Annotated in this window: 24 protein-coding genes, 1 tRNA gene and 1 riboswitch; of the genes, 19 read left to right on the forward strand and 6 right to left on the reverse strand. The window is 43.9% G+C overall.

The features are described 5' to 3' along the window. Positions 1 to 24 precede the first annotated feature (24 nt). Together glgB and DXA36_RS01165 are read left to right on the forward strand one after the other, a co-directional pair. Complete coding sequence (gene glgB / locus DXA36_RS01160; protein WP_118675845.1) at positions 25 to 2,451, forward strand: 1,4-alpha-glucan branching protein GlgB; 2,427 nt, start codon at positions 25 to 27, stop codon at positions 2,449 to 2,451. Beyond that, the gene (locus tag DXA36_RS01165) at positions 2,448 to 3,320 is read left to right on the forward strand and encodes a mechanosensitive ion channel family protein (RefSeq protein WP_118675846.1); all 873 of its coding nucleotides are present in this window, start codon (positions 2,448 to 2,450) and stop codon (positions 3,318 to 3,320) included. The genes glgB and DXA36_RS01165 overlap by 4 nt, the downstream gene beginning before the upstream one ends. A 162-nt stretch (positions 3,321 to 3,482) precedes the next feature. Here the strand turns inward: DXA36_RS01165 and DXA36_RS01170 are convergent, their stop codons facing one another. Further along, complete coding sequence (locus DXA36_RS01170; protein WP_118676389.1) at positions 3,483 to 3,929, reverse strand: GNAT family N-acetyltransferase; 447 nt, start codon at positions 3,927 to 3,929, stop codon at positions 3,483 to 3,485. 338 nt (positions 3,930 to 4,267) lie between these two features. Between DXA36_RS01170 and DXA36_RS01175 the strand changes: the two genes are divergently transcribed. Beyond that, positions 4,268 to 4,340: transfer RNA gene (locus DXA36_RS01175), tRNA-Thr, on the forward strand. Between the two features lie 100 nt (positions 4,341 to 4,440). Here the strand turns inward: DXA36_RS01175 and DXA36_RS01180 are convergent. Both DXA36_RS01180 and DXA36_RS01185 read right to left on the reverse strand, forming a co-directional pair. Then, positions 4,441 to 5,232, reverse strand: a complete 792-nt coding sequence (locus DXA36_RS01180) for a class I SAM-dependent methyltransferase (RefSeq protein ID WP_118675847.1) — start codon at positions 5,230 to 5,232, stop codon at positions 4,441 to 4,443. A gap of 29 nt (positions 5,233 to 5,261) precedes the next feature. Then, entirely contained in the window at positions 5,262 to 5,846 is a 585-nt protein-coding gene (locus DXA36_RS01185) for a TetR/AcrR family transcriptional regulator (protein WP_118675848.1), read from the reverse strand. Between the two features lie 206 nt (positions 5,847 to 6,052). After that, positions 6,053 to 6,169: riboswitch (FMN riboswitch) on the forward strand. Between the two features lie 157 nt (positions 6,170 to 6,326). On the opposite strand from DXA36_RS01185, the gene DXA36_RS01190 reads away from it, so the two are divergent. The 15 genes from DXA36_RS01190 (at position 6,327) to DXA36_RS01270 (ending at position 14,136) form a co-directional block, all read left to right on the forward strand. Continuing rightward, positions 6,327 to 6,908, forward strand: coding sequence for an ECF transporter S component (locus DXA36_RS01190; protein WP_118675849.1), 582 nt, complete (start codon positions 6,327 to 6,329; stop codon positions 6,906 to 6,908). 25 nt (positions 6,909 to 6,933) lie between these two features. After that, positions 6,934 to 7,359, forward strand: coding sequence for a winged helix-turn-helix domain-containing protein (locus DXA36_RS01195; protein ID WP_118675850.1), 426 nt, complete (start codon positions 6,934 to 6,936; stop codon positions 7,357 to 7,359). 245 nt (positions 7,360 to 7,604) lie between these two features. Beyond that, a complete protein-coding gene (locus DXA36_RS01200; protein ID WP_118675851.1) occupies positions 7,605 to 7,871 on the forward strand; it encodes a DUF2589 domain-containing protein in 267 nt (88 codons plus the stop codon). A gap of 420 nt (positions 7,872 to 8,291) precedes the next feature. Continuing rightward, positions 8,292 to 9,077 carry a PhzF family phenazine biosynthesis protein gene (locus DXA36_RS01215; RefSeq protein ID WP_118675853.1) on the forward strand — a complete coding sequence of 262 codons (786 nt, stop codon included), beginning with the start codon at positions 8,292 to 8,294 and terminating at the stop codon, positions 9,075 to 9,077. Between the two features lie 32 nt (positions 9,078 to 9,109). After that, positions 9,110 to 9,736 (forward strand): HD domain-containing protein, encoded by a 627-nt coding sequence (locus DXA36_RS01220; RefSeq protein WP_118675854.1) that lies wholly within the window; start codon positions 9,110 to 9,112, stop codon positions 9,734 to 9,736. Positions 9,737 to 9,812: 76 nt separating this feature from the next. Further along, positions 9,813 to 10,052 (forward strand): hypothetical protein, encoded by a 240-nt coding sequence (locus tag DXA36_RS01225; protein ID WP_243114536.1) that lies wholly within the window; start codon positions 9,813 to 9,815, stop codon positions 10,050 to 10,052. A gap of 31 nt (positions 10,053 to 10,083) precedes the next feature. Continuing rightward, positions 10,084 to 10,689 (forward strand): histidine phosphatase family protein, encoded by a 606-nt coding sequence (locus DXA36_RS01230; RefSeq protein ID WP_118675855.1) that lies wholly within the window; start codon positions 10,084 to 10,086, stop codon positions 10,687 to 10,689. Between the two features lie 189 nt (positions 10,690 to 10,878). Then, a complete protein-coding gene (locus DXA36_RS01235) occupies positions 10,879 to 11,220 on the forward strand; it encodes an SdpI family protein (protein WP_330424958.1) in 342 nt (113 codons plus the stop codon). Between the two features lie 107 nt (positions 11,221 to 11,327). Continuing rightward, complete coding sequence (locus DXA36_RS32795; RefSeq protein ID WP_182478864.1) at positions 11,328 to 11,489, forward strand: hypothetical protein; 162 nt, start codon at positions 11,328 to 11,330, stop codon at positions 11,487 to 11,489. A gap of 42 nt (positions 11,490 to 11,531) precedes the next feature. Continuing rightward, positions 11,532 to 12,053, forward strand: coding sequence for an NUDIX hydrolase (locus tag DXA36_RS01245; protein ID WP_118675858.1), 522 nt, complete (start codon positions 11,532 to 11,534; stop codon positions 12,051 to 12,053). Continuing rightward, positions 12,041 to 12,415, forward strand: a complete 375-nt coding sequence (locus DXA36_RS01250; protein WP_118675859.1) for a nuclear transport factor 2 family protein — start codon at positions 12,041 to 12,043, stop codon at positions 12,413 to 12,415. The genes DXA36_RS01245 and DXA36_RS01250 overlap by 13 nt, the downstream gene beginning before the upstream one ends. A 271-nt stretch (positions 12,416 to 12,686) precedes the next feature. Continuing rightward, positions 12,687 to 12,938 carry a hypothetical protein gene (locus DXA36_RS01255; RefSeq protein ID WP_147366528.1) on the forward strand — a complete coding sequence of 84 codons (252 nt, stop codon included), beginning with the start codon at positions 12,687 to 12,689 and terminating at the stop codon, positions 12,936 to 12,938. A gap of 77 nt (positions 12,939 to 13,015) precedes the next feature. Beyond that, positions 13,016 to 13,381, forward strand: coding sequence for a GNAT family N-acetyltransferase (locus DXA36_RS01260; protein ID WP_182478865.1), 366 nt, complete (start codon positions 13,016 to 13,018; stop codon positions 13,379 to 13,381). Positions 13,382 to 13,438: 57 nt separating this feature from the next. Then, positions 13,439 to 13,639 (forward strand): hypothetical protein, encoded by a 201-nt coding sequence (locus DXA36_RS01265; RefSeq protein ID WP_118675862.1) that lies wholly within the window; start codon positions 13,439 to 13,441, stop codon positions 13,637 to 13,639. A 2-nt stretch (positions 13,640 to 13,641) separates the two neighbouring features. After that, on the forward strand, positions 13,642 to 14,136 hold the full coding sequence (locus DXA36_RS01270) for a GNAT family N-acetyltransferase (RefSeq protein ID WP_118675863.1): 495 nt from the start codon (positions 13,642 to 13,644) through the stop codon (positions 14,134 to 14,136). 74 nt (positions 14,137 to 14,210) lie between these two features. Here DXA36_RS01270 and DXA36_RS01275 read toward each other — a convergent pair whose 3' ends face one another. After that, positions 14,211 to 14,690, reverse strand: coding sequence for a hypothetical protein (locus tag DXA36_RS01275; RefSeq protein WP_330424959.1), 480 nt, complete (start codon positions 14,688 to 14,690; stop codon positions 14,211 to 14,213). Further along, positions 14,677 to 15,555, reverse strand: coding sequence for an AraC family transcriptional regulator (locus tag DXA36_RS01280; RefSeq protein ID WP_118675865.1), 879 nt, complete (start codon positions 15,553 to 15,555; stop codon positions 14,677 to 14,679). The genes DXA36_RS01275 and DXA36_RS01280 overlap by 14 nt, the downstream gene beginning before the upstream one ends. Positions 15,556 to 15,963: 408 nt before the next feature. Between DXA36_RS01280 and DXA36_RS01285 the strand changes: the two genes are divergently transcribed. Beyond that, on the forward strand, positions 15,964 to 17,250 hold the full coding sequence (locus tag DXA36_RS01285) for an aminotransferase class I/II-fold pyridoxal phosphate-dependent enzyme (RefSeq protein ID WP_118675866.1): 1,287 nt from the start codon (positions 15,964 to 15,966) through the stop codon (positions 17,248 to 17,250). A 69-nt stretch (positions 17,251 to 17,319) separates the two neighbouring features. Here the strand turns inward: DXA36_RS01285 and DXA36_RS01290 are convergent, their stop codons facing one another. Further along, entirely contained in the window at positions 17,320 to 19,767 is a 2,448-nt protein-coding gene (locus DXA36_RS01290; RefSeq protein WP_182478866.1) for an ABC transporter permease, read from the reverse strand. Positions 19,768 to 19,770: the final 3 nt, after the last annotated feature.

Here is a 19,770-nt window from a genome sequence, read left to right on the forward strand (position 1 = left end):
AGCAAGAAAGTTGAGGAGAACGGGATGAAGGATAAATTGTATAAGCTGATGAACTGGCCCGAAATCGAAGCCGTTATCTATTCGGAGGAGGATAATCCGCACAGGCTGCTGGGACCTCATACGGCAGGAAGCTCTATACTGCTCCAGACCTTTCAGCCGGGCGCGCAGCAGGTCACAGTGGTGATTGCGGAGAACGGAAAGGAAGTTCAGATGGAGCTTGCCGATGAAGCGGGTTATTTTGCGGCGCTGATTCCGGGAAAGAAGCTTGGAGATTACACCTACAGGGTGGAATATCCGGACGGACGCACGGAGGAAATCACTGACCCTTACCGGTTCGGCCCGATCATATCCAAAAAAGACACAGATCTTTTTGCCGCAGGTACCCATTATGAAGCTTACAAAATGCTGGGAGCCCATATATGCAGTGTGGATGGGATAAAAGGCGTACATTTTGCCCTCTGGGCACCGAACGCGCTCCGGGTGAGTGTTGCGGGAGACTTTAACAACTGGGACGGCAGAGTGCACCAGATGCGCAGGCTGTGGGATTCCGGCATATTTGAGATTTTTATCCCGGGGGATCTGGAAGGACAGAACTATAAATATGAATTAAAGGTGAAGGGAGGCCTTACCTATCTGAAAGCGGATCCCTATGCTTTTGCACAGCAGCTGCGCCCTGAGACGGCATCCGTTATCCGGGAAATTTCCGGCTTTGCCTGGGAGGATGAGGATTGGATCGCCCGGAGGGCAAAAACAGATTTTGCAGAGGAACCGGTTAGCGTTTATGAGCTTTACCTGGGTTCCTTCTGTAAGCCGGAAGAGGGGAGAACCTACTGCAATTACAGAGAACTGGCCCCGGAAATAATCACTTATGTGAAGAAAATGGGATATACACACATTGAGCTGATGCCTATCATGGAGCACCCCTTTGACGGCTCCTGGGGATATCAGGTAATCGGTTATTATGCGCCGACGGCCAGGTATGGCACGCCGGAGGATTTCATGTATTTCATGAATGAAATGCATAAAGCGGGAATCGGTGTGATTCTTGACTGGGTGCCGGCACATTTTCCCAGGGATACCTATGGCTTGTCTGCGTTTGACGGAACCTGTCTTTATGAGCACCAGGATCCCAGGCAGGGTTCGCATCCCCACTGGGGCACGCTGATCTATAACTATGGAAGACCCCAGGTCTGCAATTACCTGATTGCCAATGCCCTGTTCTGGATCGAACAGTATCATGCGGATGGGATCCGGATGGATGCGGTGGCCTCCATGCTGTATCTGGATTACGGTAAAAAAGACGGGGAATGGGTAGCCAATATCTATGGCGGAAACCAGAACCTGGAAGCTATGGAGTTCCTCAAGCATGTGAACAGTATGATTCATAAGCGCGGGAAAGGGGCTTTATCCATAGCCGAAGAATCCACAGCCTGGCCAAAGGTGACAGGAAGCCTGGAAGAGGACGGCCTGGGTTTTGATATGAAGTGGAATATGGGCTGGATGAATGATTTCCTGAGTTATATCAGGCAGGATCCCTATTTCCGTTCCGGATGCCACAATGAGCTCACCTTCAGCATGGTTTATGCCTACAGTGAACATTTTATGCTGGTGCTTTCCCATGATGAGGTAGTGCATGGGAAGGCTTCCATGATCGGGAAAATGCCGGGCAGCAAAGAGGAACAGTTTGAAAACCTGAAGGCCAGCTATGGCTTTATGATGTGCCATCCCGGGAAAAAACTGCTTTTTATGGGCCAGGATATCGGGGAATACGACGAATGGAACGAAGACCGCAGCGTGGAATGGGAGCTTCTGGAGAAACCGGAGCATAAAGGGCTGAATGAATTTGTGAAGGAGCTGAATAACCTGTACAGGACACAGCCTGCCTTATACCGTAAGGATACCAGCTGGGACGGATTTGAATGGGTGAACTGCATCAATGCAAATGACTGTATCCTCTCCTTTGTGAGAAAGGCGGACAAGCCGGAGCAGCAGCTTCTGGTGGTGCTGAACTTTGCCAATGTGGAAAGAAAGAATTTCCAGGTGGGAGTGCCCCTTAACGGAAAATATAAGGAAATCCTGAACTCGGACGCCAAAGCTTACGGAGGCGAAGGAAGAGTGAACCCCAGGATGAAGCCCGCTCTGGAGGAACCTTTTGACGGCAAGGATTATTCCATTAAAATGAATCAGGCTCCTCTGAGCATAAGTATTTTTTCCTACCAGCCCTACACAAAAGAGGAACTGAAGGAAATAGCTAAAAAGAAAGCGGAAAAAGAAAAAAAAGCAAAAGAAGCGGCAAGAAAGAAACAGGGCGCCAAAAAAGCCGCTCCTAAATCCCTGAAGGAAGAACTGGCTGACAAGGTTTTTAAGGCCGATGCGGCCATTTCCGAGAAGGGGGAGGTAGAAAAGCCGGTCAAGGTGGTTAAAACCCGTAAAAAGGCGGAGAAAGAATGAATAAGTTCATAGTATTGACAGCAGATATCACGGAAGAACTGGCCCTGGGGCAGAAACTGCTAAAAGCGGCGCCCCAGACCATGCTTGACTTGTTAATCCGCGTGGTGATCTGTGTAATAGTTTTCCTGATCGGATCCCGCATTATCAACCTGATACGGAAATTGACATCCAATGCGCTGAAAAGGGCAAACGCAAGTAAAGAAGCAAAGCAGTTCCTGGATTCCACACTAAAGGTGGGGCTGTATGCTTTTCTGATTTTCCAGATAGCCGTTAAGCTGGGGATTGATGCCACCACAATAGCCACGGTCCTGGGATCCGCCACCGTCACCATCGGACTGGCTTTCCAGGGCAGCCTGAAAAACTGCATAGGCGGTATTCTTATCATGCTTCTCCACCCCTTCCGCGTGGGGGACTATATTATTGAGGACAACCACAGGAATGAAGGCACGGTTTCCGAAATCACCATTTTCTACACCAAGCTGGCGACTATCGATAATAAAATTATCCTTCTGCCAAATGGGGCTTTAGCGGATACCAGTATCACCAATGTAACCAATGAGGATAACAGGAGGGTGGAACTGAAGGTGGGGATTTCTTATCAGTCGGACATCCGCAGGGCGAAGGCGGTTATCAACTCCCTGATAGAAGCCAACGACAGAATCATGAAGGATAAGGAGTACCGGATCTTTGTGGATGATCTGGGAGACAGCTCCGTGGTAATCGGCATGCGGTTCTGGACCAAAACAGAGGATTACTGGCCGGTGCGGTGGGATATGCTGGAAGATATTAAATATGCCTTTGACGAAAATGGCATTGGGATACCCTTTCCTCAGATGGATGTGCATCTGGATGAGTTGGAGAGGGTATGAAAATGTGCCGGTTATGATAATTTGGAATGGGGAAACGAAGCTGCCGGCAATAAGGATGCCGGGGAATGGTTAGCAGCCGGTTCCTTTGCAGGACGGGTCCGATACCGCTTTCGCATCGGACCCGTCTGCCCGCTGCGGCAGGCTTTTGATAAGTGTCATATTTTATAGAATTTTACTCAAATACACCATATCTGTTAAGGGGATACCATCTTCAATCATTGGATGGTCGTAGTTATCTGTGAAGAAGTTCTTAATTCTATGGGAAATACAGAAACCATTTTTCCGGTAAAACTCTATAATCCATGGGACGTCGCCTGTTCCCACAAGCATTGTCGAATACCTGCCCTTGTAATACAAAAATATATGGTTTAAAAGTTTACTTCCATATCCTTTTCCATGCCATTTTTCATAAGTGGCTATATTTTTCAGTTCACAGACGCCATCGCTCTCCTGTGTAACCACGCAGACACTTTTCAGTCCATTATCATCTAAGGCAAACATTTCTCCCCGATGTAAATATTTCCCTATCATATTTATATCTTCATCGGCAAGCAAGAGAAGTTCTATATAATTATTTTTATCGCTTTCTTCGATTTTAGTTATCTTCATGTTATCCTCTATTCTGTTCTGATTGATTATATAACTATCAGTAATGTGCATTCGCTTTTAGCTGCCTGTCCTGCTTTCCCTTATTGGTCATTCCCCCTTTCGTTGTATATAATTATATGAAAGGCTATCGGTATTGGCAAGTTTAATGCGAATAAAACAAGATTTTCTGAAGGAAATTATTGCTTGATTTTATGGAAGCAGACGGGAATGGTTTAATCCTTCTTCGGTTGTAAACAAAAAAACTAAGATTTGTTTAAAAAGAAAAAATTAGTATAAAAAGAAAAAAGGTACTTGTCAAAAAGGGAAATAACATTTATAATAAAGAGCGTCGGTGATTTGCTGGAATAGCGCAGTTGGTAGCGCAACTGATTCGTAATCAGTAGGTCGAGGGTTCGAGTCCCTTTTCCAGCTTTACCAAATCAGTCAAAATAAAAAAGCTTAGTTATGGCAGTTTTGCTGTCACAACTAAGCTTTTTTAGCTTCCCGGATGATGTATTACGGAAGCTATAACTTATTTTCTGAATATGTCAATCGTGTGACTTGAAATTCCCATAAGATCTTCCCGTTCACAAGTAGCATAGTGATATTTCAGATATAATTCAAATGTGTCATCGTCCATCGCATCAACTGCTTCACGCATACACAGGGCAAAACCATCGGAAGCGACATAATGAAGCCGGGTTACCGGGAATACAGACATCAGATCATCAATGTTTTCTTTACGGACAAGTTCAAACAGATCCTTTGGTTCGGATTTTGTGTCAAAGGATAGGGGATCAATAAGACCTTTCCTGATATAGCCGGCGACGTTAAACTGCCCGCGCTGGAAGCCTTCGTCCAGGATACAGCTGTCAGATATCACATAGGCAGCAAAAATTACACCTCCTGGCCTGGTAACACGTATGGCTTCACGAAGAGCCTGCTGTTTATCTTTTTTATTGTAAAGATGATACAGTGGGCCCAGTAACAGTGTTATATCATATGTATTGTCCGGAAAAGCAGATAAGTCCAATGCATTTCCCTGAGTGATGGTTATGTTTTCCTTTGGCTGGGTATGACTGCGGAAGACTTCTATATTGTGTTCCACCAGTTCCACTGCATCAACCTCATATCCCCTGCGGGCCAGGGCATGGGAATACCGGCCGGTTGCGGCACCGATTTCAAGGAGCCGGTCATCCGGTTTGATGTACTTTTCAATATAATGCATAGTAGTCAGAAATTCAACGGATCCATGCTTGAATGCCAGCCGGTTATCCTCGTCGTAATGACTGTAAAAGTCTGTCAGATATTGATTGGTGGTCATGATATACTCCTTATCTTATTGAAATAACCTCAAAAGGAAATGTTCCTGTCCTTTTCCTGTCTTATAAAAGCACTTAATACATTGTCTATCATTTTTTCGGTATTTTCCCGGTTCAATTTTATTTTATCCCCTGCTATTAAAACAGCGATACCATGTGTGTACAGATATAAATCAAGAAATATGATTTTGGCACGTTCTAATTCTACTCCGATGGTTTCTGAAAAAAGGCGGGCTTTATTTTCGTTGCCGATCTCCTGATAAAAATCCTTCGCCTCCGTCATTTTTAAATCAATATCATTAATAAACAGCAGCTTAAACAAATGCGTTTCCTCCTGCGCAAAAGCAATGTATGAAAGAGGAAGTATTAAATAAGGCTTTACTTTTTGGGAATTCCTGTAAGTGATGACATACTGTTCATAATATTCATATGCAAAGGCGAGGAAATCAGTTTTTAGTTCTTCCATGTTTTTATAGCAGGTAAAGATCGGCCGGGTAGAGCACTGGAGCTTACCCGCAATACTCCGCGCATTAATAGTCTCAAATCCGGACTCCCTTGTCATATCCAAAACAATGTCCAGAATCATTTCCTTTGTTATTTTTGCTTTAGGCGGCATATATGTTTTATCCTCCCTGGTATGTTCGTATACAACATATGTTACATAACTATTGTTACATATAAATATGCATTATGTCAAGAAGAGATTTTGTATTTGGGTACTGGGAGAATATCTGTAATTGTCCCGGTTTCATCCCGGTTTTCTTGAAAGTATTGTACTACTTTGGAGGGCATGTTATATTGATACAAACAAATGAATATTAATAATGTCTTCAGGGCAGGGTGAAATTCCCGATCGGCGGTAAAGTCCGCGAGCGTGAAAGCGCAGGATTTGGTGAAACTCCAGAACCGACAGTATAGTCTGGATTGAAGAAGGTGTGTTGAATGTCAGGGGCGAGTCTGGCTATTTTTACACTCTTTTTCCGTCTGCTTTGCATGGGGTAACCCCGTTCTGACGGCATTATCAATACACCTGGAAAAGTAACGCCTGAAAGATATTATTATGCTTTCAGGCGTTACTTATTTTAGGAGGTATCATATGAACAGTAAAACAAGGAAGCTGACAACAACAGGTATGCTTTGTGCCCTCGCTTATACGGCGGCGGCCGTAGGGCGCATACCTATCGTACTTTTTTTAAAGTACGATCCGAAAGACATTATTATAGCAATTGGGGGGCTGCTTTTCGGTCCGCTCACCTCATTCGTAATTACACTTCTTGTGTCTTTTGCTGAGATGTTAACGATCAGCGAAAACGGGGTGTTAGGATTCCTTATGAATGTTGTTTCCAGCTGCTCCTTTGCGTGTACGTCTGCTGTTATTTACAGGAAATGGCGCAGACCGTCCTCTGTTGTTAAGGGACTTCTGTGCGGCTGGGGAGCGATGGTTGGAATAATGCTGTTGTGGAATTATTTTATTGCACCTGTTTATATGGGGTATCCAAGAGAAACCGTAGCGAAATTGCTGCTTCCTGCCTTTCTGCCTTTTAACCTGATAAAAGGCGGGCTGAATACGGCAGCTACGATGCTGTTGTATAGGCCTGTTGCTTCGGCGCTCCGTCGCTGCCATCTTACAGAACTTCCTGTCCCCGAAGAAACGGCACGAAATACCAGGAACGGTTGAAACAGGAAAGAACAGGAGATAATTTATGAAAGTATTAATTTATAAAACCGATGATACCGATGAAATATTGTATCGGAAATTGATGGAACTGGCTTCAGAACATAAGGGGAGAATAGAAGTCATATCTTCTATCACCACACCTTCCCTGTCATTTCCGGAATTGACAATAGACTGTGAAAAGCGTCGGGTGTATCATAAGGGAAAAGAAGTCCGTCTGACCCGGCTTGAATATGATGTACTTTATCTTCTTGCTCTGCATACGGGGCGAAGCGTAACAAAAAAACTGATTTTTGACACTGTCTGGGGAATGGAAAGTGAAAATACGGGTAAGGTGGTAGCGAATACGGTTTCCAATCTGAGAGGGAAACTGGAAGAAGACCGGCAGAATCCGGTTTATATCCATTCTGTTTTCGGAGGATACCTCTTTTGTGATCAAAGTCAACATTCATAACCTGCAGCGGATAATAGTAATACAGAGAAAATAGAGAGAAGCGTATAATCACAGATGATTTTATGGTAGAATAGAAAAGGTAAGTCATAAAGAAGACGCCCGTGCATAAAAAGAAGGAGCAGAAACGGCATTGCGGAGGCGGCATGAGGAAAGGAACCGGGAAAAGGATATAGGATGAGGCAGTAACTGTTACATAGTATCTCAGAAAACGGATAAAAGCATAATAAGATTCAAAGGAGAGAGAAATGGAAAAAAATATGGATAGTATAATTCCTGTCCCTAATTTACAGATTGATGAGGTTAATGTTTTATTTGATATGGAAATAAAGGAAACGGAACGGGTGACGGAAGAACGGGGATGTGAGTGTTGTGAAGGTAATAATCCTCTTTTTTATGACGATTCAGATAATTGTATGTTTGTTAACAGCGTAGGTGAGCTTTTTATTATTGTGAAAGGAAACAGTATTAAGACAAGAGTGAAATACTGTCCTAATTGCGGAAGAGTATTATAGAACAGGGTTGGGAAATGAGTTGAGGTGATGAGATGGCTAAAGACAGAGAAACACCGTGTAAATACTATATTTGTGCGGGAAAATGTGAAAAAGGAAGGGAAGCGGATCACAAAGGTTATTGCCAGAGATGTGATAAGTATTTTCCGCGTGCAAAGGTCAGGCATCTAAACCTGAAAAAGCAAAAGTTAGATAAGATGAGAAGGAATGAAAAAGATGAATGATAGAACTTTAAGGAAAATATAATACTGTGGATTAAGCATCTATCGTTCAGGTAATGCTGCTGTTGAATCAGGAGTTCGTTACAGGAAGCAAAATAGGACTGATGCCGGATATCCATGCGGGAACCGGCAGATTAATGAGCCGTTCCCAGGCCAAAGTAACTTAAGGCCGGCGGAGAATGACCGGAAAGATGGAGGAATTATGAAATACTATATCGTAGATGCTTTTACGGATGAGCTGTTCCGGGGAAATCCGGCTGGTGTCTGTCTGTTGGAAAAGGAACTGCCGGATCAGATAATGCAGAAAATTGCATACGAAAATAATCTGGCAGAGACCGCCTTCCTGTTAAAAAAGGAAAATACGTATTATCTGCGATGGTTTACCCCTGAAGTGGAAATAGATTTATGCGGACATGCTACGCTGGCAACGGCGTTTGTTGTCATGAATTATGTGGAACCGGGCCTGATGAACCTGGATTTTGAGACCCAGAGCGGGAAATTATCGGTAGAAAGGGCAAATGATTGGTATACAATGAATTTCCCTGCCAGGATGCCGGTAGAAACCAAGATAAATCCATTGTTGGAAGAGGCACTTGGCTGCAGAGTCCTGGAAACATATTTATCAAGAGATCTCCTCGTTCTGGCGGAAAGTGAGAAAGTTGTTGAAAATTTGCAGGTAAATAGTAATAAACTTGCAGATATCAGTAAAGATATTGCTTTTGCTGTCATAGTTACAGCAAAAGGAACGAGCTGCGATTTTGTATCACGTTTTTTTGCTCCAAATGCAGGAGTCAGTGAAGATCCGGTCACCGGTTCTGCGCACAGCACATTAATACCCTTTTGGAGCCGCAGGCTGGGCAAAACCAATATGACAGCGAAGCAGCTATCTCCCAGAGGCGGAATCCTGATATGCGAAGATTTGGGCGAAAGGGTAAATATCAGCGGAAAAGCGATCTGTTATCTGGAAGGTGATATTGTGCTTTACTGAAGAAGCTGCTGAACAAAAAGGAGATAAATGCGATGCTGCCAGATAAAAAAACTGCGGAAGAAGAATTGCAGATAGCAGAGGCATTAAATCCCGGTCCATGGACGAAGCATTCTATTAATGTAGGGATTGCTGCACGCAATATTGCCGGAAAGATACCAACAATGGACGCGGAAAAAGCATATGTTTTAGGTGCGCTGCATGATATTGGACGGAGAGTGGGAGTAGTTGATACAACTACTCATGTATACGAAGGATACCGGTATTCCAGTGCCAGACATTGGGACGAAGTTGCCAAAATATGTATGACGCACTCTTATCCGTTGATGGCACAGGAATTTGATGATGTACCGGATACCGGGGAAGAAAAAGAAATAAAGGAATTTATTGAGACCTGCAGCTGTGATGATTATGATTTGCTGATTCAATTGTGTGACAGTCTTGCCGTTGATTATGGCTTTTGTATTCTGGAAAAACGGTTTGTAGATGTTGCGCGCAGGTATGGTATTTGGAAAAATTCAGTCGAAAGATGGAATGCTACATTTGCTATAAAAGAGTATTTCGAAAGCAAAATGCACGGTTCCGTTTACGACGTATTGCCCGATATTGGTAAGACAACATTAATCTGTCTGCCCCCCTGGAAACCGCCGGCCGGTACATAACATATGATCCTCAGATTATGTTCCGTCTGGAGTCAGAACAGCAGGATTAAAACAGTGGCTTAGAAATGAGGAGAAAATGAAAAATTTTATTATAGCAGCATTGCCATGGATAACAATAGGGATAGCCGTTGCGGTTATCTTTGCATTCAAAAGCCGCAGGACAGGGGAGGAAGACCAAAACTGCATGACTGAGGGAATGTGTATTGGTATGTGCCTGGGTGTGGCAATAGGAAGCACAGGGATTATCAGCATGGCATTAGGTATCAGCTTAGGTATGCTGATAGGAGAAGTGATCGGATATAAGATAAAGAAATAGGGTACTTACTGTCCGGAAAGCGGGTGTAAATATGAATATTTATCTGCTGCGGCATGGTGAAACCGATTGGAATTGCGAGGGACGGCTGCAGGGACATGAAGATGTTTGGATGAACCGAAAGGGAATAGCCCAGATTGAAAATGCCGCAGAAGCATTGGCGGGATTAGCTGTTACTTTAGATGCCATTATTACAAGCCCTTTGGTGAGAGCAAGAAAAAGCGCAGAAATAGTTGCTGATAAAACAGGATATCAAAAAGATAAGATTGTGATTGATCCTCTGTATATCGAACGCAGCTTCGGCCTGGGGGAAGGGCTGACGGTAGAAGAGCGGCGGCAAAAATACATGGATGATACCTATCCTGAAATGGAATCCATGATATTGCTTTTAGAACGGGCCAAGGCAGCTTTCCATAACACAATAAATAGGTATCATAAGGAAAATAATATTCTGATTGCCGCGCACGGGGCTATTCTGAAAGCTGTAATTACATCATTTACAGAAGGGAAAATTGTATATAAAGCGGATAATGTACAAATAGAACCGGGAAGTATTCATATGATACAATATCAAAAAAATACAATCGGCTTATTTAAATACAGCTTTACCGAACAAACCTTTTTTGAGATTCATTTCTGATAACGATGCAAGTTTATATAATAATACTTTTGTCCGGGATATAATATCCACATGCGGAAACTACAGGATGCGTTGCTTTTCCTGATAAGCACCATCCTTACAGAAAGGACAATGAATATGTGGTTTTGGTTTTTTATGTTTGTTTGCAATCTTTTAGTCCCCATAACTTTGATAGCAGGAGGTAAAATTATGCAGCGGCATCCTCCAAAGTCTGTTAACTGCATCTGCGGTTATCGCACCTCCATGTCGATGAAGAATGAGGATACCTGGATTTTTGCACAGAAAACTTGTGGGAAATTGTGGTGGAAACTGGGCTGGATCGTCCTTGTCCCATCGGTTATCATCCAATTCCCTTTTTATAAAAGTGACGAGGATGTAATAGGTCTGGTGGGAGGCATACTCTGTACGGTTCAGTGTGTCATATTGGTTGCATCGGTCTACCCTGTTGAAAAAGCATTAAAAAAATATTTTAATAAGGATGGAACCAGGAGAGGGGCATATCCGCCCGATACTGCCGGAAAAATTCGATAGCTATTATACATGTAAAACGGTATAATGTAGAAACGGAGGAATTCAGGATATCCTGCTATTTTCAGCAGCGGAGGATGAGTATTAACATATGTGAGGAGGAGATAAAGATGCACAAAGAGTATATGCTTAGTTGTTTCAATTTAAGTAAAATGGAAGATGAAGAAGACTTTTTTGAGTCTATCGATGAGATGAAAACCTATATTGAACAGGGCGGGGAAGATATAATCGTTGAAGGAACCTATCATTTGGATGAAATCAGCATTAATTAATTGTAGTAGTTTACTGCCCTACATATAGTAAAGGGATAAAAAATGAGTATATTATATGCATTTGGGGAAAGAAAACAAAAATATGTTATAGAAAAGGAAAGTGTTCGGGGAATTTTAATTGATAAAGAGGGCCGCCTTCTTATGTTGACTTCCCTAAAGTATGGTGATTATTGTTTACCTGGTGGAACAAAAGAAAAGGGCGAAAATGATGTAGACACCTTGGTAAGAGAAATACGAGAGGAAACAGGATATGAAGTCGACATTTCTACGTTAAAAGAGTTTGGGCAAGGAGAACTTTGGAAAACTGATGATAAAAGGAAGAATACGGATTTTCATCAGATCAACTGGTATTATTTTTTTCAGGGTAAACCCCAATGGAACCAGAAATTAACAGATAATGAAAAAAGTCAGGGGATTAATGTTATTCTTATTTATCCGCAGGATGCAATAGTGAGGAACAGAGAATTGCTTCCTCTGGGATATCATTGGATTCCCAGAGAATTAGCAGTATTGGAACAGATAAATGGAGTATTAACGACGCAGGGGGAATTGTGGAAAAAGTGACAACGCAGGTGATTCAGTTGGAGCATGATATGTGGGAGGCGGCGCTGCATAAAGATGCGGAGGCCTTCAGTAAGCTGGTTTTGCCGGAAGCTGTGATGGTATGCGGGGGATATAGATGTTCAGGAAGTGAATATGCAGGTTTCATCCGGGATTTTGATATCAGCAGATATTCGATTTGTGATATGGAGGTTATCAGCGCTTCTGATAAAGAGGTAACGCTTCATTATGTACTGAGAGTGGAGGCTGATAATGCGGATGCTAAGGATTTGGAAGGACTGTTTCATGTTGTATCTATATGGAAGAGATGCGGGGACACCTGGAATTTGATGTTTAATATGGATTCAAGGATAGCCCCGGTATGACTTGCCGTTACTGTTCACGGCTGTGCGCCCGGGGAGATTCCTCCCGGAATGGAATGAACGTAACCGTTAACCTTTGGCAGATAGTGTTAACTTATTTAGTTGACTTTAAATAATGAAACGTATGTTCTTGAAATCTCCGGACATTTGTGTTAGCATGAATACAAACAAATGTTCGGATTTTTGCTGAAAGGGATGGCTGGGAACTGTTGTATGAAGGGTGCGTCTATCAGGCAGCATGGAAATCTGATACAAGAAAAAGGAGTCACTGCATTTGATGGAAAACAACATAATGAATCCTCCGGTAGAGCTTGAATGGGGACCTGCTGAAATCGTTCTCGCTTATAATGACAGCCGGAATACGAAAAAGGTAGCTAAAACGTACTGCATTACAGATAAGGAGGTAAAGGAAATACTAAAAAAAGCCAAAATAAAAATCCTTCCTGTAAAAGAAAAAATAGTTTCTGATGCGGAACAGGCACTAAATGATATCGGTATGAGTCAGAAGGATTTTTACAAAAGTTAGTTTGCGGCAAGAATTGCGGCATGGTAAAGAGCTGTTATATATATGGAAGGATGTATGGTAGAGTAAAGGGAGAAAATATGAATATAATTGTGAGGTTGGAACAGGAGGGGGATTACAGAAGGGTAGAAGAAATAACGCGGGAAGCTTTTGACGATCCCTTTTACCCGGGGCGGGATAAAAGGAATGATATCGGGTGCCCGTTTGAGCATTGGATGGTGCATACCCTGCGGGAAAAGGATGGGATTAAGGAATTGAGTTATGTGGCGGTAGCTGATGGTAAAATAGCCGGGCATGTGATTTACAGCCATGCTTATATTGAGACACCGGACGGACAGCGGGTTCCGGTGCTTAATTTCGGCCCGCTTAGTGTTCACCCATCTTATCAGCGCAAGGGGATAGGTAAGGCACTGATGAGATCAACAATTGAACAGGCAAAGGACTAGGGGTACGGCGCAATTGTTTTTTTCGGACGGCCTGAATATTACCCGAAGCTAGGGTTTGTGGAAGCGGCGGTATTCGGTATTACCGACTGCAGCGGAAATAACTATCCGGAACTTATGGCGATGGAGTTAAAGAAGGGATATCTTGATTCTGTGGAAGGGAAATATCAGGAATCATCCATATATGATGATTCTCTGAATAAAGAAGCTGTCAGGGAGTACGATAAGCAGTTTCGTTCCGGGGAAGCCGGGAAGGAGTAGCTATGGAGTTGGTAAATGTTAAGGAAGATAACAGGGAACTTGTAAATTCATTTATCAGGGATCATTGGTGTACCACTGAAATGGCATTGCGGGGAAAGCTTATAGACATGACCCTGGTAGATGGAATCATGGCATTGGACGGGAAACGGAATATTACCGGGCTTGTAACATATATGATAAGGAACGCTATATGTGAAATCACATCGCTCGACAGCCTGGAAGAAAACAGGGGAACGGGAACAACTCTGGTACAGGAGGTAATCCGTATTGCGAAAGAACAGAAATGTGGGAAAATTGAAGTGATTACTACCAATGATAATATAAACGCCCTGCGATTTTATCAGAAGAGAGGTTTTGACATGGCGGGCTTTTATTATAATTCCCTGGAGGTATCCCGTAGGCTGAAGCCGGAAATCCCCCTGATTGGAGAGAATGGGATTCCATTAAAGCATGAAATACTATTTGAAATGCTGCTTGATGGGCAGGAGACAAGATAAGCAGGAGCGATGGCGGAAGCAAAGAAAAACGGGAGATTTCCGCGCAATTCTGCGGTCTCTCCCGGTATAGACAGCTAAAATCTGGATTTTTCATAATTGTAAGCAATGCTTGTCCCTACTAGAACATCTTCGATCTTTTCGATAATAAGCCAATCATCCATATTTCCCTGATGATCAAACATAAGGGGGGAAATTTCCTGAACCTTTTCAAATTCAACAAGACACAGGCATTTTTTGTGCCATCGTTCTTTTTGTTTCTCTGATAAGTTTAGTTTTGCCTGATTTTCTTCCAGTATCCGGCAGATTTCTTCTTCTGTTAGTTTAACATAGTTCTGTACATCCTTAACCTTCGCTTTGGCAGTAATCATCATGCTCCCTTTTTCCATAAAATAGAGCTCTTCACCCTGAAAGACCCGGCTGTGAGGAATTTTTCTACCGGCGGCGCCTCGGATTACCATTGTTTTTGTACCGGACAGTATCTTATCCAGAACCTTTTCCCCTTTTTTTCCTGTATTATCGCAATAAACTAAATGTACCATTTCATCTCTCCTCAATAATAGGTATCCATATTTGACTTAAGTAGTTGTCATCATAACTGTTGCCGGCACTGTACCATTCCAGCTCCGGGCAGTCTGCATGCTCGAAGGGATAATTAAGCAGCCATTCTTCCGTAAGAAATTTCCAGCCGTTTTGAATGGCCTGCGGGACTGCGCCTTTGCAGTCGAAGACCGCCCAGGTGGCAGCCGGCAGAATAATTTCCGTATCCTCATTCCCGGCCCGGTGCGAGGATTCCACTGCGATCATGTAATCAATTGCATCAGAAGTAATCTCATAGCTGCCGAATATACCATAAAGGCCCCCGGGATTACCGTTATCTATGGCAAGCAATTGAGCTATGGAGCCGTTTTGCTGGCACTTGTTCCAGAATTCCGGAATGCCGGTGGATTGCTGTCCATTACCGTTTATTCCCGCCGTTTTTTTGACTTTTGTATGCCTGCCTATGAGCCGGAAGGATGGTCTGTCCACTAATTTCCAGGAATACTGCCGGGGCAGTGTAACCTGCATTTTGGGGAATACCCGTAATTGGGCATCTGCTTTACGTGACTGTGCAGGAGAAATACCATGAAACTGCTGAAAGGCCTTGGTAAAGGATGTCGGTGATTCATAGCCGTATTTGTAGCTGATATCCACCACTTTACACTTGGTACTTTTTAAGTCATAGCCGGCCAGGGTTAATTTGCGGAAACGTATATAATCGGCAAAGCTGATTCCGTTCATATAGGAAAAAACCTTCTGGAAAAAAGAATAGGAACAGCCGGCAAGCCGGGATATTTCATCCGGCAGAATCGGTTCTTCCGTTCGCTGAAGGTGATGTTCCACATAATCAATGATGGATTGTAGTTTTTCCGTCCATTCCATTCTGCTGTCTCCTTTCGTAAATAGTGTATCCATTTTACCATTAATAATGAGCGGGCGCATCTCATTTTACGTACCCGCAGGATAGATAGGCTGGCGGACGGAAGATTCCTAACCATGTCTTTTTTCATAACAGTCCAGACAGGCCTGAACTGTTCCTTTTTTTCTGCGGGGAAAGAAGGGGAAAAACGGAAATACTTGACAATGGCTGCAAAGTGTGCATAATATTATAAGAAAAAAACCTGTAAGTAGTTATCAACCATGAATCGCGCAAAACAGCATAAAAACTGGATGGAAAATTTGTCCGGAAGGAAGTGTCCTTTCCGGCGCTATCAATTGTGTGGAAGGGGCTGATTTCAAGTAAAATCAGCTCTTTTTTCTATAATTATGAGGAAAAGAAGGAGAAGTGGAATGAAGGCGTACAAAGACAGAAGCAAGGAAGAACTGCTCACTCTCAAAAATGAACTGGAAGCGGAATACAAGAAGTTTCAGGAATTAGGCTTGAAGCTGGATATGTCCAGAGGAAAGCCGTCGGCAGAACAGCTTGATATTTCCATGGGAATGATGGATGTTTTAAACAGCTCTACCGATTTGAAGTGCCGTGAAGGAATTGACTGCAGAAACTACGGTGTAATCGATGGTATTCAGGAAGCAAAGGAATTGCTGGCGGATCTCATTGAGGTACCTGCAGATAAGATTATCATTTACGGGAATTCCAGTTTGAACGTGATGTACGATACGGTAGCCCGTTCCATGACTCATGGCGTAATGGGAAGTACGCCCTGGTGTAAGCTGGATAAGGTAAAATTCTTATGTCCTGTTCCCGGCTATGACCGGCATTTTGCCATTACCGAATATTTTGGAATTGAAATGGTGAATGTGCCTATGACTCCGGAAGGTCCGGATATGGATATGGTTGAAAAACTGGTAAGCGAGGATGCGGCAATCAAAGGAATCTGGTGTGTGCCCAAATATTCCAATCCGCAGGGAATTACTTATTCGGACGAAACTGTACGCCGTTTTGCCGGGTTGAAGCCTGCTGCTGAAGATTTCCGTATTTACTGGGATAATGCTTATAATGTACATCACCTTTATGAAGATGATCAGGACAATATTCTGGAAATCCTGTCAGAGTGTGAGAAGGCAGGCAATCCGGATATGGTTTACAAATTCAGCTCCACCTCCAAAATCAGCTTTCCTGGTTCCGGTGTGGCGGCAATTTCCGCTTCTTATAATAACCTGAAGGATATCAAGAAGCAGATGTCTATCCAGACCATTGGCCATGATAAACTGAACCAGCTGCGTCATGTCAGATATTTCAGGAATCTGGACGGAATCAAAGTTCATATGATGAAGCATGCAGCAATTATGCGTCCCAAATTCGAAACAGTGCTGGATATTCTTGAGACAGAGCTGAGCGGACTGGAAATCGGTTCCTGGCTGAAGCCCAAGGGAGGGTATTTTATTTCCTTTGATGCGCTGGACGGCTGTGCCAAGGCTATTGTAGCAAAAGCCAAAGAGGCCGGTGTGGTTATGACCGGTGCCGGGGCTACCTACCCATATGGCAAGGATCCGCATGACAGCAATATCCGTATTGCTCCTTCTTTCCCTCCTATGGAAGAACTGCTTCAGGCAACCAAACTGTTTGTACTCTGCGTGAAGCTGGTAAGTGTTGATAAGCTTCTGGAAAGTAAATAAAAAATGGATTACACCGGGCCGCGTTTTATGTGCCCGGTGTTTTTGGCTGCTATTTTTCGGGAAGCTTCCTTATTCTCTGTCTTTCAAAACCTGGGCAGGATTCATTGCCTTAAGTTTTTTCAGCAGAAGGGTACGGATTATTGCGTAGCATAACAGGATTCCGCCATAAACAAGGGGATAAAGGGCAAAGGGCCATGTTAAATCAATTCCGCAGGCAATGTTGGCAATAAATGTGGGATATACGGTATCCATGAGCAGCTTGGTAAGGGGAAGCATGACCAGGGCAGCCGCCGCAATGAGGAGGAAGCTTCCGTCCAGATACAGCTTTCGAAGTTCTTTGCTGCGGTAACCGAAAATTTTCATGAGGGAGATACTGTAGCCGGAACGGTCGGTCATTACCTTCATCATCTGATACAGGACAATCAGGAACACCAGTGTGGAAACCGCAATAAGCATGGTCATAAGCGGTTTCATGATTTCCATGAAAATTTCGGAGCTTTTTTCCACATCTTCTTTTGTGGAAACCGCATATAAGCGGCCCGGTTCAATATCCAGGGCGGTATCGGAGTATACTGCATTATAATAGTTTTCATCCCGGCGGAACAGGGAACGCATACTGCCGATATCCATAAAACAGCATAAACCGGTGGAATAAGGGACGATTTCCGTTACGGTAAAGCCATACAGCCATTCATTTACATCATCCTTCAGTATCAGTTCGTCACCCGGTGACAGTCCGTATTTGGACGCAACGGAAGAAGAAATACAGATCTCATTTTTTCTTGTTTCGGAAAAGGATGGAAAAAAAGGATTGTCATCCGACAGACCTATAATACGGATTTCCATGGGAACCCCCATGACATTCTTTTTCAAACCTTCAATATACGCCGGATATCCTCCTTCCGGAACCGTTTCGGACGGATACTTGTATTGATATAGAAAGGTATAAAGGGTATCGGCGGTATTTTGGAGCTTTACGTTGCGGCATAACGAATAGCAGTTCAGGCCCAGGATTAAAATCAGCAGGGAAACAAACATTCCTGCCAGTATGGCAAAGCTGCTGCGCCGTTCCCGCATAAGCTGTTGTATCTGAAAGGTTCTGAAATAAGACAGACGACGGACGGGGACAGGTTTTCCCTTTCCTCCGGCAGGTTCTTTACGAAGAAGGGAGAGAGCGCTCCTGCCCAGCCTTTTTTGAATCAGAACCCGGGTTACGGCAAAAGCGGTTACAGGAGGCAGCAGGAGGCCATAAGCAAGAAGCCAAAGGCTATAGCAGGTATCTGCAGCCGGGGTGGAGTAATAAGTGTAGGATTCTCCGGTCATCATGGAGATTCCTATCCGGGAGTAGCCCAGAGCCGTACCGGCAGCTCCGCCGAGAAGACACAGCAATACCGGAAGCATGGTATAATGCCGGAGCAGCAGTTCCTTTTTCAGCCCCAGTGCATAGAGGGCGCCGATGATCGTACTTTCCTGGTCAATGGAATGTATGATAAAAACGGAAATACAAAAGGTAATCAGGAGGAGCACGATGATTCCGGCCATCATCCCGATTTTTATATTGGTTTCCAGATCCCGTTCCGCCGCTTTTATACGCGGATTATCCTCTTGTCTTACAAAATCCGTGAGATTTTCTATTTCTTCGGGAAAGGTTCGGCTTAAGAGCGCATCCGCCTCTGCCCGGAGTTCTGCCGCTGCGCAGCCGAACGCTTCCGGGCTGCCTGAAAGGGTACCTGCTTCCTTAAGAAGCCCTTCCAGGCCATCGGACAGGGCATCCCGATCTTTCCTTTCTCTGTGTACCAGTTCCTGGAAATAAGGATCTTTTACTTCATCAGGATCGATCTTAATATCCATAAGAATATCCTTCAGCTGCATGTGGGTCATGTTTTTGCCGAGAAGATAGCTGTAACGGTATTCTTCCGCCTGAATGGCTTTCCCTCCGGCAAGCAGGTCATCATAGGCGTCGGGAATAACAAAGGCGGTTCCGAAAACCTTGCCGTCGGATGACATATCGGACATATTCTGCAGACAGTATTCATAATCGGCACTGGTACCGATGCCGGTAACAGCAAAATCGGATCCGCCTATTTGCAAGGTGTCGCCGAGAGAAAGATCATGAGCGGCAGCATAAAGCCGTTCCACAACGATTTCTCCCGGTGCATGAGCCAGGGAACCCTCCGACAGTTCCGCCAGATTGATGGTTTCCCGGTTTTTCATGATCCGGAGTGTGGAACCGTCCTCCATCAGAAAATCAAGATGGAAGCATTCCTCCAAGAGGATTCCCTTATTCTCCAGGTTGCGGAGACTGGTTTCTGTCAGCGGTACAAATACACGGAACTGTCCATCCTCCAGGCGGGCGGCTTCTGCCTTATTATTTACAGTTTTAATTACGCTTACTGCGGAGCCAATGGTACCCACCACGATGAACATGCAGAGGATAATGAGTAAAAGCAGGGCCATATAGCGGAAAAAATTAGTTTTCATATCCCGCAAAGTACGTCTGAACAATAGTTTCTGCATCGT

Origin of the sequence: Eisenbergiella sp. OF01-20 (assembly GCF_003478085.1) — a bacterium.
In the GTDB taxonomy this organism is placed as follows: Bacteria; Bacillota; Clostridia; order Lachnospirales; family Lachnospiraceae; genus Eisenbergiella.

What these genes read in the sequence shown, in the direction of transcription:
- glgB (WP_118675845.1), top strand. Translation starts at nt 25, where the DNA reads ATGAAGGATAAATTGTATAAGCTGATGAACTGGCCCGAAATCGAAGCC.
- DXA36_RS01165 (WP_118675846.1), top strand. Translation starts at nt 2,448, where the DNA reads ATGAATAAGTTCATAGTATTGACAGCAGATATCACGGAAGAACTGGCC.
- DXA36_RS01170 (WP_118676389.1), bottom strand. Translation starts at nt 3,929, where the DNA reads ATGAAGATAACTAAAATCGAAGAAAGCGATAAAAATAATTATATAGAA.
- DXA36_RS01180 (WP_118675847.1), bottom strand. Translation starts at nt 5,232, where the DNA reads ATGACCACCAATCAATATCTGACAGACTTTTACAGTCATTACGACGAG.
- DXA36_RS01185 (WP_118675848.1), bottom strand. Translation starts at nt 5,846, where the DNA reads ATGCCGCCTAAAGCAAAAATAACAAAGGAAATGATTCTGGACATTGTT.
- DXA36_RS01190 (WP_118675849.1), top strand. Translation starts at nt 6,327, where the DNA reads ATGAACAGTAAAACAAGGAAGCTGACAACAACAGGTATGCTTTGTGCC.
- DXA36_RS01195 (WP_118675850.1), top strand. Translation starts at nt 6,934, where the DNA reads ATGAAAGTATTAATTTATAAAACCGATGATACCGATGAAATATTGTAT.
- DXA36_RS01200 (WP_118675851.1), top strand. Translation starts at nt 7,605, where the DNA reads ATGGAAAAAAATATGGATAGTATAATTCCTGTCCCTAATTTACAGATT.
- DXA36_RS01215 (WP_118675853.1), top strand. Translation starts at nt 8,292, where the DNA reads ATGAAATACTATATCGTAGATGCTTTTACGGATGAGCTGTTCCGGGGA.
- DXA36_RS01220 (WP_118675854.1), top strand. Translation starts at nt 9,110, where the DNA reads ATGCTGCCAGATAAAAAAACTGCGGAAGAAGAATTGCAGATAGCAGAG.
- DXA36_RS01225 (WP_243114536.1), top strand. Translation starts at nt 9,813, where the DNA reads ATGAAAAATTTTATTATAGCAGCATTGCCATGGATAACAATAGGGATA.
- DXA36_RS01230 (WP_118675855.1), top strand. Translation starts at nt 10,084, where the DNA reads ATGAATATTTATCTGCTGCGGCATGGTGAAACCGATTGGAATTGCGAG.
- DXA36_RS01235 (WP_330424958.1), top strand. Translation starts at nt 10,879, where the DNA reads ATGCAGCGGCATCCTCCAAAGTCTGTTAACTGCATCTGCGGTTATCGC.
- DXA36_RS32795 (WP_182478864.1), top strand. Translation starts at nt 11,328, where the DNA reads ATGCACAAAGAGTATATGCTTAGTTGTTTCAATTTAAGTAAAATGGAA.
- DXA36_RS01245 (WP_118675858.1), top strand. Translation starts at nt 11,532, where the DNA reads ATGAGTATATTATATGCATTTGGGGAAAGAAAACAAAAATATGTTATA.
- DXA36_RS01260 (WP_182478865.1), top strand. Translation starts at nt 13,016, where the DNA reads ATGAATATAATTGTGAGGTTGGAACAGGAGGGGGATTACAGAAGGGTA.
- DXA36_RS01270 (WP_118675863.1), top strand. Translation starts at nt 13,642, where the DNA reads ATGGAGTTGGTAAATGTTAAGGAAGATAACAGGGAACTTGTAAATTCA.
- DXA36_RS01280 (WP_118675865.1), bottom strand. Translation starts at nt 15,555, where the DNA reads ATGGAATGGACGGAAAAACTACAATCCATCATTGATTATGTGGAACAT.
- DXA36_RS01285 (WP_118675866.1), top strand. Translation starts at nt 15,964, where the DNA reads ATGAAGGCGTACAAAGACAGAAGCAAGGAAGAACTGCTCACTCTCAAA.
- DXA36_RS01290 (WP_182478866.1), bottom strand. Translation starts at nt 19,767, where the DNA reads ATGCAGAAACTATTGTTCAGACGTACTTTGCGGGATATGAAAACTAAT.